The organism is Desulfurivibrio modestus, from assembly GCF_044068625.1.
Classification (GTDB): Bacteria; Desulfobacterota; Desulfobulbia; order Desulfobulbales; family Desulfurivibrionaceae; genus Desulfurivibrio.
Genome location: NZ_JBIPKH010000025.1, coordinates 12,440 through 27,693 on the forward strand (window position 1 = coordinate 12,440; position 15,254 = coordinate 27,693).

At 62.4% G+C, this 15,254-nt stretch carries 13 protein-coding genes and 1 tRNA gene; 7 read left to right on the top strand and 7 right to left on the bottom strand.

What is annotated here, in order from left to right:
- Positions 1-15: 15 nt before the first annotated feature.
- The 5 genes from ACHHRT_RS11970 to ACHHRT_RS11990 all read right to left on the bottom strand — a co-directional run bounded on the left by ACHHRT_RS11970 (position 16) and on the right by ACHHRT_RS11990 (position 3,689).
- The gene (locus tag ACHHRT_RS11970; RefSeq protein WP_395500008.1) at positions 16-267 is read right to left on the bottom strand and encodes a DUF4212 domain-containing protein; all 252 of its coding nucleotides are present in this window, start codon (positions 265-267) and stop codon (positions 16-18) included.
- Between the two features lie 98 nt (positions 268-365).
- Positions 366-1,082 (bottom strand): 3'-5' exonuclease, encoded by a 717-nt coding sequence (locus ACHHRT_RS11975; RefSeq protein ID WP_395500009.1) that lies wholly within the window; start codon positions 1,080-1,082, stop codon positions 366-368.
- Between the two features lie 12 nt (positions 1,083-1,094).
- Positions 1,095-3,026: a putative nucleotidyltransferase substrate binding domain-containing protein gene (locus tag ACHHRT_RS11980; protein WP_395500010.1), complete on the bottom strand. Its 1,932-nt coding sequence runs from the start codon at positions 3,024-3,026 to the stop codon at positions 1,095-1,097.
- 13 nt (positions 3,027-3,039) lie between these two features.
- Positions 3,040-3,519, bottom strand: a complete 480-nt coding sequence (locus tag ACHHRT_RS11985; protein ID WP_395500011.1) for a hypothetical protein — start codon at positions 3,517-3,519, stop codon at positions 3,040-3,042.
- Between the two features lie 95 nt (positions 3,520-3,614).
- Positions 3,615-3,689 (bottom strand) — tRNA-Cys (locus ACHHRT_RS11990).
- A gap of 51 nt (positions 3,690-3,740) precedes the next feature.
- Between ACHHRT_RS11990 and rnc the strand changes: the two genes are divergently transcribed.
- From rnc to ACHHRT_RS12005, 3 genes are all read left to right on the top strand, one after another.
- Positions 3,741-4,484 carry a ribonuclease III gene (gene rnc, locus ACHHRT_RS11995; RefSeq protein ID WP_395500012.1) on the top strand — a complete coding sequence of 248 codons (744 nt, stop codon included), beginning with the start codon at positions 3,741-3,743 and terminating at the stop codon, positions 4,482-4,484.
- Between the two features lie 190 nt (positions 4,485-4,674).
- A complete protein-coding gene (locus ACHHRT_RS12000) occupies positions 4,675-6,117 on the top strand; it encodes an acetyl-CoA carboxylase biotin carboxylase subunit (RefSeq protein ID WP_395500013.1) in 1,443 nt (480 codons plus the stop codon).
- Positions 6,118-6,129: 12 nt separating this feature from the next.
- Positions 6,130-8,034, top strand: coding sequence for a biotin/lipoyl-containing protein (locus tag ACHHRT_RS12005; protein WP_395500014.1), 1,905 nt, complete (start codon positions 6,130-6,132; stop codon positions 8,032-8,034).
- A gap of 89 nt (positions 8,035-8,123) precedes the next feature.
- On the opposite strand, the gene ACHHRT_RS12010 is transcribed toward ACHHRT_RS12005, so the two are convergent.
- Positions 8,124-8,444, bottom strand: a complete 321-nt coding sequence (locus tag ACHHRT_RS12010) for an isoamylase early set domain-containing protein (protein WP_395500015.1) — start codon at positions 8,442-8,444, stop codon at positions 8,124-8,126.
- Positions 8,445-8,579: 135 nt separating this feature from the next.
- Positions 8,580-9,017 carry a PPC domain-containing DNA-binding protein gene (locus ACHHRT_RS12015; RefSeq protein WP_395500016.1) on the bottom strand — a complete coding sequence of 146 codons (438 nt, stop codon included), beginning with the start codon at positions 9,015-9,017 and terminating at the stop codon, positions 8,580-8,582.
- Positions 9,018-9,069: 52 nt separating this feature from the next.
- Between ACHHRT_RS12015 and ACHHRT_RS12020 the strand changes: the two genes are divergently transcribed.
- From ACHHRT_RS12020 to ACHHRT_RS12035, 4 genes are all read left to right on the top strand, one after another.
- Positions 9,070-10,254, top strand: coding sequence for an MFS transporter (locus tag ACHHRT_RS12020; RefSeq protein WP_395500017.1), 1,185 nt, complete (start codon positions 9,070-9,072; stop codon positions 10,252-10,254).
- Positions 10,255-10,342: 88 nt separating this feature from the next.
- Positions 10,343-11,908, top strand: a complete 1,566-nt coding sequence (gene traF / locus ACHHRT_RS12025; RefSeq protein WP_395500018.1) for a conjugal transfer protein TraF — start codon at positions 10,343-10,345, stop codon at positions 11,906-11,908.
- 48 nt (positions 11,909-11,956) lie between these two features.
- Positions 11,957-14,608, top strand: a complete 2,652-nt coding sequence (locus ACHHRT_RS12030; protein ID WP_395500019.1) for a S8 family serine peptidase — start codon at positions 11,957-11,959, stop codon at positions 14,606-14,608.
- Positions 14,605-15,090 carry a protease complex subunit PrcB family protein gene (locus ACHHRT_RS12035; RefSeq protein ID WP_395500020.1) on the top strand — a complete coding sequence of 162 codons (486 nt, stop codon included), beginning with the start codon at positions 14,605-14,607 and terminating at the stop codon, positions 15,088-15,090. The genes ACHHRT_RS12030 and ACHHRT_RS12035 overlap by 4 nt, the downstream gene beginning before the upstream one ends.
- The last annotated feature ends 164 nt before the right edge of the window (positions 15,091-15,254 follow it).

Below are 15,254 nucleotides of genomic sequence, written 5' to 3' on the forward strand. Positions count from 1 at the left end.
TGGGCTGGTTGGTCGCTATTCGTTGACGTCGAACTCTTTGTCCAGTTTCTGCATCAGCACGTAGTAGATGAAGATCTGGACCACGAACACGTAGATCGCCCCCTGCTGGGCAAACCAGAAACCCAGGGGGAAGCCGCCCAGCTGAAAGGCGTTGAGCTGTTCCACGAAGAGAATGCCGCAGCCGTAGGAAACCGCGGCCCAGATGGTGAGCAGGATCACCATGTAGGTCAGATTTTTCTTCCAGTACAAGGACATATCCTTGGTCATTGCCTCTCTCCTCCTGATCTTTTAGTCGGCGGGTCAGATTACCCATGGTTAAACGGCGAAATAAAGTACGCAAACTCATAAAAAAAAGCAATAAAAATTTAAAACAGCCGTCGCCAGCCCTGGCCGGCGTTGTAGAGGTCCTTCAGGGTGGTAATTCCCAGATGGTGCATCTTTTTGATCAGATAGAGGAAGAGGTAGGCGGTTTGCAGGGCGTCCTCGTAGGCGTTGTGGTGGGTGAACTCCGGCAGGCCGTACTGCTTGCCCAGGGCGGCCAGGTTGTAGGAGATATCCATGCGGAACCGGTCGTGATACTGGCTCCACTGCATTTCGGTATAGCTCTGGGCCAGGATCATGGTGTCCAGGCAGGGGTTGAAGACCGGTGAGCCGTAATTTTGGCGGCAGGCCCGGTTGAGAAAGGCCATGTCCAGTCCGACGTAATGTCCCACCAGCAGCGAGTGGCCGCAATAGCTGATAAAGCCGGGCAGTACCCGGGCCAGGGTCGGGGCCTCCTTGAGCTGCTGGGGGGTGATCCGGTGGATCAGGGTGCTGTCCTTGGGCAGGGAGCGGGCGGGTTTGACGTGGGCATAGAAGGATTCCCCCACCCTGATTTGCAGTTTGCTGATGCGCACCGCCCCGATGGAGACGATCTCGTCCCGCCGGCGGTTGAGCCCGGTCAGTTCGGTGTCGAAGACCACGAAATCGTAGTCGGCCAGGGGCAGGTTCTGATCAAGGCCCCTGAAATAGAGGTGGTTGGCGGCAAAAAGGGGATGTTCGGGAGGAGTGAGCCCCAACCGGGCCAGCAGATTTTTCAGCATGGGTTGGCCCGCTTACCGTTCGGTCAGGCGGAACTCCTGTTTGATATGGTTCTGCAGGCGCCGCACCACCTCGAAGGATTCCTTGAGGGTCTGCTTTTCCAGCTCGGAAAGCTGGGCCGGGTTGATATAGTTGTCCGGCTGCTCGCCGGCCTCCATCTTGAACAGTTGATGAACCAGGCGTAACTGCATGAGAAATTCGTAGGCCTTCACCGTTTCGTTGTACATCTCCGCGGAGAGATGGCCCCCTTCATGCAGCAGTTGCAGCCGGCCCAAGGTGTTGCTTTCGCGAATCCCGTGTTTTAAGGCAAAAAGGCGGGCGAAATCGACAAAGGGCACCAGGCCCTTGGTCTTAAGGTCCAGGGAGTTGCGATGCTCGCCATCCTTTTCGACGATGAAGTTGCGGAAAAAGGAGAGGGGCGGTCGGGCTTCCATGGCGTTTCTGGCCAGGTGGTAGAGGAAGAGCTCCTGACCGGGGATGCTTTTCACCAGATGATCCCGCAGATCGTTGGCTAAAGAGATGTCGCCGTAGCCGCCCCGGAAATCGAAGAAGATGGTGGAGTGCATCACATCCTTGGGCTCGGGGGTGCGGATCCAGGAATCGAACTGTTTTTTCCATTCCGGCGCCGGCAGCCGCCATTTGGGGTTACTGGCCATCATCTCGCCGGGGCAGAGGGGATAGCCGCAGGCCACCAGGTTTTCAATGGCCCGTTCGCTGAGTCTTTTGAAATAGTTGGCCGCCGCTTCCCGCTTTTCCTCGTTTTCGGGCCAGGCGTAGATCAGGGCGTTGTCCTGGTCGGTCTTGAAGGTCTGCTCGCTGCGCCCCTCACTGCCCATCAGCAGCCAGCAGAAGGGGAGGGGGGGCGGCCCCAGGTCCTCCATCAGCAGGGTCAACAGCCGCTCCAGGATATGATCGTTGAGTACCGTGATCATCCGGGTGATGTTGTTGGCCTTGGCCCCCTCCTCGATCAGGGTGCGGACCACCGACGGCACCTTGCGGGCCAGGGGGTGCAGTCCCTCCAGGGTGCGCTGGGCCACGATCTCCCGGAAGAGGTAGAGGGGTGAGGTGCCCTGGAGCAGCATGATGTCGTGGGTGGTGATCATCCCGATGATCTCCCCCTGCTTCTCCACCGCCAGATGGTGGATCCGGCGCCGCATCATCCGCAGCATGGCGTCGAAACAGACGGCGTGGGCGGGGATGGTCTGGACCGGGGCGGCCATGATTTTGGTCACCGGGGTCTGGTAATCCAGCCCGGCGGCTACCACCTTGGTCCTGAGATCCTTGTCGGTGACGATCCCGATGATTTTACCGCCGGGGTCGGTGACCAGCAGGGAGCCGATGCGCAGTTCGGCCATCCGGGCGGCGGCCCGGCGCACCGACTGATCGGCGGCGATGGTCTGGGGTTTTCCCTTGATGCAACCACCCACCTGGCTGGAGAAAAGAAAGAGGGTGCTTTCGGTGCGGGGGGCGACCCGGTGGCGCCGCAGTTCGGCGTAGGCGGTGTTGACCAATTTTTCCGAGAGGCTGCGCAGGAAGTAGTGGCTGACCTTGGGCGAGGTGTCCAGCAGATGGCGGAAGGCCGCCTTGCTGAAGAGGAAGCAGAAGGTATCCTCCACCGTCTCCACGTTGAGATTGGCCCTGGCGTTTTGGATGATGGGCAGGGCGCCGAAGTATTGCCCCTCCCCCCGGAAATCCTTGAGGCTGACCTCCCCCTCGTCGTTGGTCAGATATATTTTGACCCCGCCCTTCTGGATCAGGTAGAAGTGTTCGACCTCGCTCTCCCCCTGGCGGAAGATGACGGTGCCCTTGGGGATAAAGTCGATGACCGCGTGCCGGGCCAGTTCCCGCAGGGTCTGGTCTTCCAGTTCGTTGAAGGGCATGGTCTCGCGGAGGAAATCGAGGACGGTCTCCGGGGCGATCTTCTGGGCGTCGTTTTTGGGGGCCATGGTCGCTGTCTCGCTATTTCTCCAGGGTTTTGATCAGTTCCGCCTTGGGGAACAGTTTGAAATAGAGCAGGCCGGCAAGCCCGGCCATTGCCAGATGGAGAGGGAATTCGGGGAAAAAGTGGTTCTCGGGGTGGAGCAGGGAGAGGGTGGCCAGCACCGCCAGAAACTGGTAGCCGATTCGCCGGAATCGGAGTATCTCCCGCAGGAGGTAGAAGTTGATGATGGGTACCACCAGGGAGAGGAAGAGCAGCAGGTCGAAGGCCCCGAAGAGGACGATGGCCAGCAGTTTCTTGCTGGTGACGAAGAGCAGGATCAGGGCCAGCAGCAGGTTGAGGTAGAGATACTTGCCGCGCCGGACCGGATTGGAGATATTGTTGAGATGGAAGAGCAGTTTGTGCGGCTCTTCACTCTGCTTGAGGCGCTCCAGAATGCTCCGGCGGCTTTCGCCGGCGGTCAGGGCTGCTTCGATTTTGTTTTCCAGGGATTGGGCCATGGGGTATTGTCCGCTTATTGTGCCCCTTTGTCCAGGGGGCAGGGCAAAAAAAGGGGGGATCGCCGCAGTCCGGTGAATCCCCCAAGATTATCGATTGGAGGCGGCGACCGGATTTGAACCGGTGAATAATGGTTTTGCAGACCACTGCCTTACCACTTGGCTACGCCGCCTTTCGACAAACGGCAAACCTAAACAAAATTACTTGCTTTGACAAGGGAAATATGGAGCTAGAGGAATCCTGGCAAGAGGCGGTCGCCACCCTGGGTGGGCGTTTGGCTTATCGGTTTGCCCGGCCGGAGCTGCCGGCGCGGGCCCTGATCCACAGCTCCTGGGCCGCCGAGCGGGGCAAGGCCGAGGAGAACAACGAGCGCCTGGAGTTCCTGGGCGACGCGGTGGTGGATCTGGCGGTGGCCGCCCTCCTTTATGAGTACGATCCCGCGATGCGGGAGGGGGATCTTTCCCGCCGCCGGGCGGCTCTGGTCAACGAGAGCCATCTGGCGCTCCTGGCCGGGGAGATCGGCCTGGGTCCCTTGCTGCGCCTGGGTCGGGGCGAGGAGCAGAGCGGCGGCCGGGCCAAACCCTCCATCCTGGCCGCCGCTTTCGAGGCGGTGATCGGGGCGGTTTATCTGGATGGCGGCTACCCGGCGGCCCACGCCCTGTTGGGCCGGCTTTTCGCCCCCTGGGTTGCCGCGCCCCCGCCCCTGGGGCAGAGCGACAGCAAGAGCGCCCTGCAGGAGCTCCTGCAGGAGCGCTACGGAGCGGCGCCGGAGTACCTGCTGGAGAGTGAAGAGGGGCCGCCCCACGCGCGCCGTTTTGCGGTGGCGGTCATTTTCCGGGGGCGGGTCCTGGGCCGGGGAGAGGCCGGCCGCAAGAAGGAGGCGGAGCGCCGGGCCGCCGCCGAGGCCCTGGCCGGCCTGGAGAAAAAAGATGGCCCCGCTCTTGCCCGGGGTGATCTTCTATGGTAGTCTGCTCGGTCGAGCGTGATCGCTACAGGGTCCTCGCGGGGGTCCACCGGTGAAGGTGGACCCTTTTTTTGCGAAAAATTCATAGTTTCGCAAGCGACTTTCCGGCCCTTCCTGTGTTTTGTGCCCATAAATCATAATTTGCCGCGTTTGTAAGCTGTGGTCAGAAACCTTCTGTTAAGAGAGGTGTGCCTTGAAAAAGAAGATCCTTGTCGCCAATCGTGGAGAGATCGCCCTGCGGATTATCCGCGCCATCCAGGAACTGGGTCACACCGCGGTGGCGGTGTACGAGACCCCGGACAATGAAGCCCTGCATATCCGCACCGCCGACGAGGCGGTCTGGCTGGGGGACGGACCCCGCTGCGATTACCTGGATATCGCCAAAGTGATCGCCGCCGCCAGGAAAACCGGCGCGGTGGCGATCCATCCCGGTTACGGCTTCCTGGCCGAGAACCCCGATTTCGCCAAGGCCTGCGAAGATAACGGGATTATCTTCATCGGTCCCCCTTCCGGGGTGATCCAGTCTCTGGGCGACAAGGTCACCGCCCGCCGGATCATGCAGGAGGCGGGGATTCCCCTGGTCCCCGGCACTTCCAGCTTGGCGCCGGGCGAGGTCGGAGTCAAGGAGGCCGTTGAATTCTGCCAGACCCACGGTTATCCGGTGATGCTCAAGGCCACCGCCGGCGGCGGCGGCCGCGGTATTCGCCGGATCGACGACGAGCAGCAGCTGCGGGCCGAGATTCCGGTGGCCCGGGCCGAGGCCAAGGCGGCCTTTAATAACGACGCGGTCTTCCTGGAGAAGTTGGTGCTGACGCCCAAACATATCGAAGTCCAGGTGATCGCCGACCATGAGGGCACCACCATCCACCTGGGCTCCCGGGACTGCTCCATCCAGCGCCGTAACCAGAAACTGATCGAAATCGCCCCCTCCCTGATCTCCGACAAGCAATTGGTGGACAAGATCTGCCAAACCGCGGTTCAGGCCGCCAAGGCCGCCAACTATTTCAACGCCGGCACCGTGGAGTTCCTGGTGGACAAGGATTACAACTACTACTTCATGGAGATCAACACCCGGGTTCAGGTGGAGCATACGGTCACCGAGATGGTCACCGGGATCGATATCGTCCGCACCCAGATCAAACTGGCCCTGGGCAAAAAGTTGGCCTTTGGCCAGCAGGATGTCCAGATCCGGGGTTATGCCATCGAGGTGCGGGTCAACGCCGAGGATCCCCAGAACAACTTCATGCCCGAGGGGGGCAAGAGCGTCGATGTTTATCGTTCCCCCGGCGGTTACGGGGTGCGCCTGGACGGTTTCGCCTACCAGGGTTACACCATCCCCGAGGTGTACGACTCCCTGCTGGTCAAACTCACCGTCCACGGTTTTTCCTGGAATGAAACAGTGGACCGGTTGCGCCGCTGCCTCAACAACTTCGTGATCATCGGCCCCAAGACCACGATCCCCTTTTATCTGCGGGTGATCGAGGACCCCGACTTCAAGAAGGGGGATTTCAACACCTCCTTCCTGGATACCCACTCCTACCTGCTGGATTACGACGAGGTGGAGTCCGAGGGCAACAAGCTGGCCCATCTGATCGCCGAGATCCACTACCGTAAGCAAAACCCCTACGCGATATAAGGAGATAGATCTATGGAACGAATCGTCCACGGCATGAGCCCCAGCGAGGCGCTGAAAAATCTGCGCGGAGCCGACGGCTACTATGTGACCAATACCGCCCGCGACCTCTCCCAGTCCGACTATAAGAACCGGATCCTGCTCCATACCGATCTGCTGGCCGCCAAACCCCGGGAGGAGGCCGGCTTCTTCTCGTTGGAGATCACCGGCGGGGCCTCGATCCACGTGGATATCCTGCGCAAGCAGGTCGACCCCTTTCTCAAGCTGGAACTGTTGCGGGAGAAGATGCCCAAAACCATGTTTCAGACCCTGTGCCGGGGGATCAACCTCTTCGGTTATCGCCCCTACCCCCAGAACGTGATCCGGCTGGTGGTCAGCGAGTTCGCCAAGTATGTGGATGTCTGGCGGGTGTTCGACTTCTTGAACCACGTGCCCAATATGGTCGCGGTGTTCGAGGAGGTGCAAAAGGCGGGCAAGATTCTCGAGCCGGCGGTCTGCTTCTCCACCGGCCCGGAACACACCAACGAGTTCTACGTCAGGAAGGTGGGGGAGATCCTCGAGGTCACCGGCCACGAGATCGTACTCTGCATCAAGAACCACGGCGGCCTGGGCACCCCCAAACGGATCGGCGACCTGGTGGATGCCATCCTGCAGAAATATCCGGAGATGGTGGTCCATTACCACGGCCATAACACCGACGGCAATGATGTGGGCCGGATCACCGCCGCCGTCCAGGCCGGGGCCAGGATCGTCGATGCCTCCGACCACGCCTTCTCCGGCTTCTACGGCCCGCCCTCGATCCTGACCGCGGTCAACACCTTGAGCGAGTACGGCTATAAGGCCATCGGCCTCAATGAAGAGGCGGTGGTGGAGACCTCGGAGGTGCTGCGGGGCGAACGGCAGTATTACGAATATTTCGAGTCCCAGTTCAAGGGTTTCGATCCCACCGTCCAGATCCACAAGCTCCCCGGCGGGGCCGCCGGCAGCAGCTTCGAGCAGGCCACCAAGGGCGGCTTTCTGCAGAAGATGCCCGCCATTCTGCACCAGGAGCTGCCCAAGGTCCAGAAGGAGCTGGGCAACTTCTGGAGCGTGACCCCCGGCTCCCAGATCCTCTGGACCACGGCGGTGGCCAATGTCCAGGGGGGGGATCGCTACGGCAACCCCTCCGGCGACCTGAAAAACCTGCTGCTGGGCAAGTACGGCCCCTTCCCCTTTTATCAGCCGGCCGATTGGATTTACGAAAAGATCTTCGGTCCCGACTGGCAGGAGATCCTGAAGCGGGAGGGGGGGATGGACGCCATCGAGGATATGGATATCGAGCAGGAGCGGCGCAACCTGGCCGAAAAACTGGGCTATGAGCCCACCGAGCAGCAACTGGTCTCCTACCTCCAGCATCCCAACGACGCGGTGGCTTTCTTCAAGTTTGAAGAGAAATTCGGCAAGGTTTACGTGCTGCCGCCGGCGGTTTTATTGCGCCGGGGCGGCTTCAAACTGGGCGAGATCGTCAAGTTCCGCGACCATGAAGGCAAGGAGCATGTGATCGAGATCGGGCCGATGCAGAAGGATGAGACCGGCAAGGCCCACGTCTACCTCAATGTCGATCACCACGAGCGGCGCTACGAGTTCGAGCCGGAGGCGGAGCAGGGCAACGGCGGCGAGGCCAAGGCGGTTAAACTTTCAAAGCGCGAGATCGAGGAGCTGGCCAAGGCCGGTGATTACCGGGCCCCCTTCGGAGCCAATGTCTGCGAGGTCAGCGTCAAGGTGGGCGATGAGATCAAGGTGGGGGATCGCCTGCTGATTCTGGAGGCGATGAAGATGCAGACCCCGATCAACAGCTCGGTGGCCGGCAAGGTGGAAAGTATCGCGGTCAAGGTGGGGGACGCGGTGAAGCCTGGCGAGGAGTTGATCCGCCTGGGCTGAACCTGACCCGACCAGCCGCCCAACAAAAAAGCCCGGAAGCAATTTCCGGGCTTTTTTGTTGGGGCTGGCCGGCGAAAAGCGGCATACCTTCAGCCGATCTCGATCACCGAGTTCTCTTCTCCGAAGGCGTTGGGGCAGCGCTGGCTGTTGTCCGGGTCGGTCCACCACTGGCCGTCCACCACGAAGCGATACTCGTAGCGGCCCGGCTTGAGCTTGAGGCTCTTTTTGTGTAGCCCGCTTTTCAGCTTGCGCATCTTGCCCTTGCCGTTTTCCCAGCTATTGAAATCCCCCACCAGATAAACCTCGGCGGCCTCCGGGGCGTTCAGGGAAAACTCGTGGCCCTGAGTGGGCGCCGGAGCCGCCTTCTGGGCGCAACCGCCGCTTTTGCTCTTGCACACCTTTCCTGCCATTTCGTTTCCTCCAGTTCAACAATTATCAAAAAAGAGATCGCCACCTGATGATCAATACTCTCGGTTCCGCTCGAATCATCTTGGAGAAAACTGCTTACACCTGTCAACAAAAAAAGCGCCCTGGTTACGATTATTCTAGCTGAAAGTCAGCCGGTTGAAACCGCCCTCCGGGTACCAGGGGCGGGTGGCTTCGATCCCGGTGATCTCCATGACGCACACCTCCAGCACCAGGTAGGTGGTGGTCCCCTTGCGGACGCAGGCGGTGAGGGTGTCGCCGTGGTGGCCCATGGCGGCGTGGAGATGGATCTTCGGCTCCCGCTCATCCCAGAAGATGCTGCCGCCGCCCAGAGTTTCCCGCACCGAATCCAGGCTTTTCCAGACCGGATCGGGCGGCATCACCGCCTCCTTCGGCCCGGTGACCACCTCGGCGGCCCGCAGGCCGCCCAGCACCCAGAACCAGCCGCAGCGAATATCCTCCTTGACGATCACCTCCCGCAATCCGGCCAGGAAATCATCTCCCTCATCGAAACGGATGGTGAAGAGCCGTCCCGCCTTGCCGCTGCGATATTCCATCTTTTCCTCCCTGGGTTTTAGCGCCATGATCGGTTATGGTTTCCGCGATTATATGAAATTATCCACTTATCCACAACTGGCTCTTTTCTCTTTGGCGGCGGTGGCCACCTCCGGCTTTGGGCAGACCTTCTATCTCTCCGTTTTCGGGGGAGAACTGCGGGCGGAGTTCGCGCTGTCCCACGGCCAATACGGGGCCCTGTACAGCGGGGCCACCATTGTCAGCGCCATGTTGCTGCTCCGTTTCGGGGCCATTGCCGACTCCTGGCCCCTGCGGCGGGCGCTGCTGCCGGCCATCGCCGCCCTGGCTGTCGGTTGTCTGCTGATTGGCCTGGCCACCGGGCCCCTCCTGTTGCTGCTCGGTTTTCTCGGTATTCGCTTTGGCGGCCAGGGGATGATCGCCCATCTGGGGATGACCACCGCCGCCCGTTACTTTGCCGCCAGCCGGGGCAAGGCGGTGGCCCTGGCCGCCGCCGGCATTCCTTTGGCCGAGGCGATCATGCCGGTGGTGGCGATCATGCTGATGGCCCTGGGGGGCTGGCGGCTGCCCTGGCTGGTGGCGGCCGGGGCCCTGCCGTTGCTGATCCTGCCGGTACTAAGGTTCCTGGTCCGCCGCACCCCCGAGCCGGGGGGCGGCGGTTCCGGAGCGATTGGGGCCCATCAGTACACCCGCCGGGAAGCCCTGGCCGATCGCGGTTTCTATTTCCTGCTGCCGGCGGTACTGATGACCCCTTTTGTGGCCACCGCCCTGCTTTTTCACCAGGTGGCCATCGCCGCCGCCCGGGGCTGGTCGCTGGAGCTGCTGGCGACGGCCTTTGTCTTCTTTGCCGGCGGCCATCTGCTGAGCCTGCTGGGGGCCGGCTTTCTCGTTGATCGCTGGGGCGGTCAACGCTGTCTGCCTTTAGCGCTGCTGCCCATGGCCATGGGGTTGCTGCTGCTGGCCGCCGCCGTGGCGAGCTGGATTCCCTTTGCCTATCTGGGCCTGCTGGGGGCCAGCATCGGCCTGGCCACCGCTTCGGGCGGAGCGGTCTGGGCCGAGCGTTACGGGGTGCTCCACCTGGGGGCGATCCGCTCTCTGGTTCAAGCGGCGATTATTGTCGCCACCGCCCTGGCGCCGGTGCTGATCGGGCTGCTGCTGGATCAGGGCCTGGGAATCCCGGGGCTGGCGGGGATTCTGGCCGGCCTGACTCTGGCGGCGGCGGGACTGGCGGCTCTGGCTCCGGGGAAAATTCTGGGTTGACACTCTTCAGGACAAACGCTAAAAGTGAAAAAAGGGAGTGATCAGCAAATTTACCAATTTTACCTGATATTGAACCAAGGAGGGGGTTATGATGATGATGAGGAGGAGGGGGAGGATCGCCAAACTGGGTTTGGCGGCGGGATTTTTTGCTGTTGGCGCCCTGGCGGCCGGGCCGGCGGCGGCCATGGACACCATGTTCGCCGGACCCCGGGCCATGGGGATGGGCGGGGCCAATGTCGCCTCGGTGAATGATGTCACCGCCCAGTACTACAATCCGGCGGCCCTGGCCTTTTTCGGGATGCGTGCTGAGGATGGCAGCCGGATTGCGGTGGATAACCAGGATCTCGGCCGGAAAAACTGGGGCCTGGACCTGGGGGGCGGGGCCGGCTATCGGCTCCACGGTGATTTCTTCGAATATGCCGATATCCTCAGCGATATCGATCTGGACGCCTTGAGCGAGGGGGTGGACAACGCTTCGGAGCTGGCCGACCTGATCAACCTGGTGAGCAGCCTGGAGGGGGTCACCCGCCAGGGCAACGGGGTGACCGCCGATGCCGGCGGCGCCTTGGGGATCCGGGTGGGGCGTTTTGCCGTGGGGGCCCGGGTTTTTCTCCAGGCCTCCGGTCGGGTCTATGAGCTGGATTCGACCAATCTCGGTCTTGATATCACGACGACCCAGGTGCGCACCGAGATCAACTCGGTCGATATGAGCGGTACGGCTTACGACTCTACGGCCGGGTTCCAGGTTTTCACCCCGGAGCAACTCGACCAGTTGGCCATCGCCTTTGGTGAGGTGGACATGGCTGGAGCCCAACCAGATACGATAGAGGCGATTCAGCGGCTCGATTACATGGCCGCCCAGGAGGGGATCAAGGCCGAGGATCTGGCCGGCGCGGTCAATCTGCTGGCCGATGTTATTAGGGACAGTGGCACAGGCAGAGATCTGGACGACAATACCACCTCGGTGGCCCTCAGCGGTTTCGGCCTGCTGGAGATCCCCTTCTCCTACGGCTATGCCGTAAACGAATGGCTGGGAGTCGGGGCCAACGTCAAACTGATGCGGGGCCGGGTCTACAACAACCGGATTTTGGTGTTCAGCGACAACTCCGACGAGATTATCAGCGAAACCACCGAAAGATATAACGAGAGCACCACCTTCGGCCTGGATCTGGCTCTGCTGGCCCGCCTGCCCAAGGTCAATCTCGGCCTGATCGGCCGCAACCTCAACTCCCCCAAGTTCGACGGCTTCAGCTACGTGCCCACCGGCAGCAGCCAAACCGTGCTGGTCCCCGACGTCAAGGTCAAACCCCAGGTCACCGCCGGGGTGGCCTATATCCCCTTCACCACCCTGACCCTGGAAGCCAACCTGGATCTCACCAACAATGAGACCACCCTGCCCGGTTACCGCACCCGCAACCTCTCCTTCGGTCTGGAGTGGGACGCCTTCCGCTTTCTCGCCCTGCGGGGCGGGGCCTACAAGAACCTGGCCGAAAGCGATATCGGCTGGGTTTACACCGCCGGCTTGGGGGTCAACCTCTGGGCCGCCCGCCTGGATCTGGCCGGGGCCTTCGCCGCCAAGAAGGAGAAGTATGATAAGGATGACGAATTGCCCCGGGAGATCAGGGGGATGGCCCAGTTGAGCATCGACTTCTAAGCGGTGATCGTCACCGCGTAACCTGTTGGTGAAGATAAGGAGGAGAGGATGAGAATTGCAGCGGCTGTTCTGCGCCTGCTGGTGGTGGTTCCCGCCCTGCTGGGCCTGGTTGCTTGTAGTGGGGGCGGCGGCGGGGCCCCGCCGCCGGCTCCCACCTATACGGTGACCGGCACCATCATCGCCGCGGGGGGGAGCGTGGCGGACTGGGATGTCAACGACCCCTACGCCCCCCACGTTGAAGGCAACGACAGCTGCGCCACCGCCCAGCCCCTGCCCAATCCGGTGACCCTGGGGGGCTACCTCAACGCCCCGGGGGAAGGCGCCCCCGGCCGGTCGTTTGAGGCCGGCGATCTCGATGACTTCTACCGGGTCTCCCTGCAGGCCGGTCAAACGGTGACCCTCTTTATCGGCGGTGATCCGGCCGAGCACGATCTGGATCTCTATCTGTTCAGCGCCGCCTGCGCCGACCTGGTTGCGTTTTCCGAAGGATATGGTGCCACCGAAGCGGTGACCGCGCCCAGCGCCGGCGATTACGTGATCCAGGTGGCGGTCTATTGTGATGGCAACGATTGCGGGACCACCGCCAGCAACTACACCCTGGTGGTCGGCCAGAGCGCCCAGGCCGGGGTGCTGGCCGACACTCTCGATGCCGGGGCCGAATTTGTCCCCGGCGAGGTGATCGTCCGTTTTGCCGACAGCCATCAGCCCCTGGGCCTGGCGGCGGCCGACCAGCGGATTCAGGCCCTGGGGCTGGCCCGCAAGGCCGGGGCCCCCAGCCGTCAAATGCTGCTGAGTTTGGGGGAGGCCACCGGGGGCGCCGCGGCCCTGGCCGCTTTGGGGGTGAACAAAACCCCGGGTCAGGCCCTGGCCCGCCACGGCCGTGAGCTCTCGCCCGAATTGCAGGCCCGGCTGGAGACCGTGGCCGCGGTGCGGGCCCTGCGGGCCCGGCCCGAGGTGGCCACCGCCGATCTTAACTATATCCGCCGGGCCCTGGCGGTAACCCCCAATGATCCCTTCTACAGTTATCAATGGCACTACCCCCAGATCAACCTGCCGGCGGCCTGGGAGGTCAGCAAGGGGACCGATGTGATCGTGGCGGTGGTGGATACCGGGGTGTTGCTCGCTCACCCCGACTTCGACGGCCAGTTGGTTGCCGGTTACGATTTTATCTCCGATGATGCCAATTCAGGTGACGACGAGTCGGGCATCGATGACAACCCCGACGATCCCGGCGACCGGATCATGCCCGACGGTCGCAGCTCCTTCCACGGCACCCACGTGGCCGGCACCGTCGCCGCCCGCACCAATAACAGTGTGGGGGTGGCCGGGGTGGCCGGGGGGGCCAAGATCATGCCCCTGCGGGTGCTGGGGCGTTTCGGCGGCTCCAGCTACGATATTCAGCAGGCCATCCGTTATGCCGCCGGGCTGGCCAATGATTCCGAGACCGTGCCCAGCCAGCCGGCCGATATCATCAACCTTAGCCTGGGGGGTGGGGGGGCCTCGACCTCCGAGCAGGAGGTCTATACCCTGGTTCGCGACCAAGGCGTGATCATCGTGGCGGCGGCCGGCAACGAAAACAGCTCCACCCCCAGCTACCCGGCCTCCTACGACGGGGTGATCTCGGTCAGCGCGGTGGATATCAACAAGCAGCGGGCCCCCTATTCCAACTTTGGGAGCAAGATCGACGTGGCCGCTCCCGGCGGCGATCTCTCCCGCGATCTCAACGGTGATGGCTATGGCGATGGAGTCCTCTCCACCGCCGGCGATGACGGGTCCGGGACCATCAAAATGGGGTACAATTTCCAGCAGGGCACCTCCATGGCCGCCCCCCATGTGGCCGGGGTTTTGGCCCTGATGAAGGCGGTCAACTCCGATCTAACCCCGAATGAGGTCGATGTTCTGCTGGCCGAGGGCGCCCTCACCGAAGATCTCGGGGCCCCCGGTCGGGACGATCTCTACGGCTGGGGCCTGATCGATGCCTTGCAGGCGGTTCAGGCCGCCCCCCAGAGCGACACCCCGGCGGATACCCCGGCGGTGCTGCTGGCCAACCCCACCAGCCTCAACTTCGCCACCAGCGAAACCAGCCTGAATTTGCAACTGCGCAACGGCGGCACCGCCGCCCTGACCGGGGTCGCGGTGACCGATTCGGCGAGCTGGCTGGAGGTGACTGCGAGCAGCGTGGATGGCGAAGGACTGGGAACCTACACGGTCACGGTCAACCGCGATACTTTGGCGGAAGGCAGCCACAGCGCCACCATCACCGCCACCTCCAGCGCCAACAGCGTCACCATTCCGGTGATCATGCAGGTCCCCGAGCCCCAGGTGGATCTCAACGCCAACACCGGTTTCCAGTGGATCGTGCTGGTTGATCCGGCCACCTTAGAAACGGTGAAGACCGCCAGCGCCGATAACAAGGCGGGGGTTTATAACTTCGAGTTCAGCGGGGTTCCGGCCGGCAACTACCTGATCTTCGCCGGTTCCGATGCCAACAATGATGATATTATCTGCGATGCCGGCGAGTCCTGCGGCTCCTGGCCCACCCTCTCCGCCCCCGTTGAGGTGGCGGTCTCGGGCAATGTCAGTGGCGTTAATTTCGTCAGCAGCTACGGCTTCAATATCGGGGCCGCCGGCCTGCTCCCCGATCGGCCCGGTTTCTCCCGCACTCCGGTGCCAAGCAAACAGTTGGAGCGACAGCCATGAAAACACTTCTGGTCTTGGTGGCGGCCGTGGGGGGGATGTTGCTGGCCGGTTGCGCCACCGTTGCCAGGGAATCGCTGGGGGTCGAGGTGCTGTTCGCCGGTGGGCAGTGCGGCGGGAGCACCGCCCACCCCGCCCTGACCCTGATCGAGCGGCAGGCCCAACTGGACAGCTTTTATGTCCGGCAGGCAAGTTTCGGCGCGCCCCCGCCGGCGGCGCCGCGGCTGGATTTTAGCCACCAACTGGCCCTGCTGATCGAAATGGGCCAGCGGCCCACCGGCGGCTATGGCCTGGCCCTGGCGGAACCCACCGCCGCCCTGGAGAAGGGCCGGTTGGAGTTGCGGCTGGACTGGCAGGAGCCGCCCCCCGGCTTGGCCCAGACCCAGGCCCTGACCAGCCCCTGCCTGCTGCTGGCTCTGCCCGCCGGCGACTACCGCCAGATCACGATCCGCGACCGCCAAGGGCGGATCCGCCTGGCAAGATGAGTTTTGTTCAGGCCGACCCTGTCGCCTTTATCATGCTGTTTTTGGGTTGAGGTTGACAGCGGGTCGACAGGAAAAAGGTAAAGGATGACCAAGGGTTGACTTGTGGCCCGAGGGTAAAAACGGCGATGATGACGCACCCTGTATTTTCCATAAACCCCACCATG

Bases quoted from the DNA above. Each gene is read 5' to 3' on its own strand.
- ACHHRT_RS11970 (WP_395500008.1), bottom strand. From the start codon at position 267: ATGACCAAGGATATGTCCTTGTACTGGAAGAAAAATCTGACCTACATG.
- ACHHRT_RS11975 (WP_395500009.1), bottom strand. From the start codon at position 1,082: ATGCTGAAAAATCTGCTGGCCCGGTTGGGGCTCACTCCTCCCGAACAT.
- ACHHRT_RS11980 (WP_395500010.1), bottom strand. From the start codon at position 3,026: ATGGCCCCCAAAAACGACGCCCAGAAGATCGCCCCGGAGACCGTCCTC.
- ACHHRT_RS11985 (WP_395500011.1), bottom strand. From the start codon at position 3,519: ATGGCCCAATCCCTGGAAAACAAAATCGAAGCAGCCCTGACCGCCGGC.
- rnc (WP_395500012.1), top strand. From the start codon at position 3,741: ATGGAGCTAGAGGAATCCTGGCAAGAGGCGGTCGCCACCCTGGGTGGG.
- ACHHRT_RS12005 (WP_395500014.1), top strand. From the start codon at position 6,130: ATGGAACGAATCGTCCACGGCATGAGCCCCAGCGAGGCGCTGAAAAAT.
- ACHHRT_RS12010 (WP_395500015.1), bottom strand. From the start codon at position 8,444: ATGGCAGGAAAGGTGTGCAAGAGCAAAAGCGGCGGTTGCGCCCAGAAG.
- ACHHRT_RS12015 (WP_395500016.1), bottom strand. From the start codon at position 9,017: ATGGAATATCGCAGCGGCAAGGCGGGACGGCTCTTCACCATCCGTTTC.
- ACHHRT_RS12020 (WP_395500017.1), top strand. From the start codon at position 9,070: ATGAAATTATCCACTTATCCACAACTGGCTCTTTTCTCTTTGGCGGCG.
- traF (WP_395500018.1), top strand. From the start codon at position 10,343: ATGATGATGATGAGGAGGAGGGGGAGGATCGCCAAACTGGGTTTGGCG.
- ACHHRT_RS12030 (WP_395500019.1), top strand. From the start codon at position 11,957: ATGAGAATTGCAGCGGCTGTTCTGCGCCTGCTGGTGGTGGTTCCCGCC.
- ACHHRT_RS12035 (WP_395500020.1), top strand. From the start codon at position 14,605: ATGAAAACACTTCTGGTCTTGGTGGCGGCCGTGGGGGGGATGTTGCTG.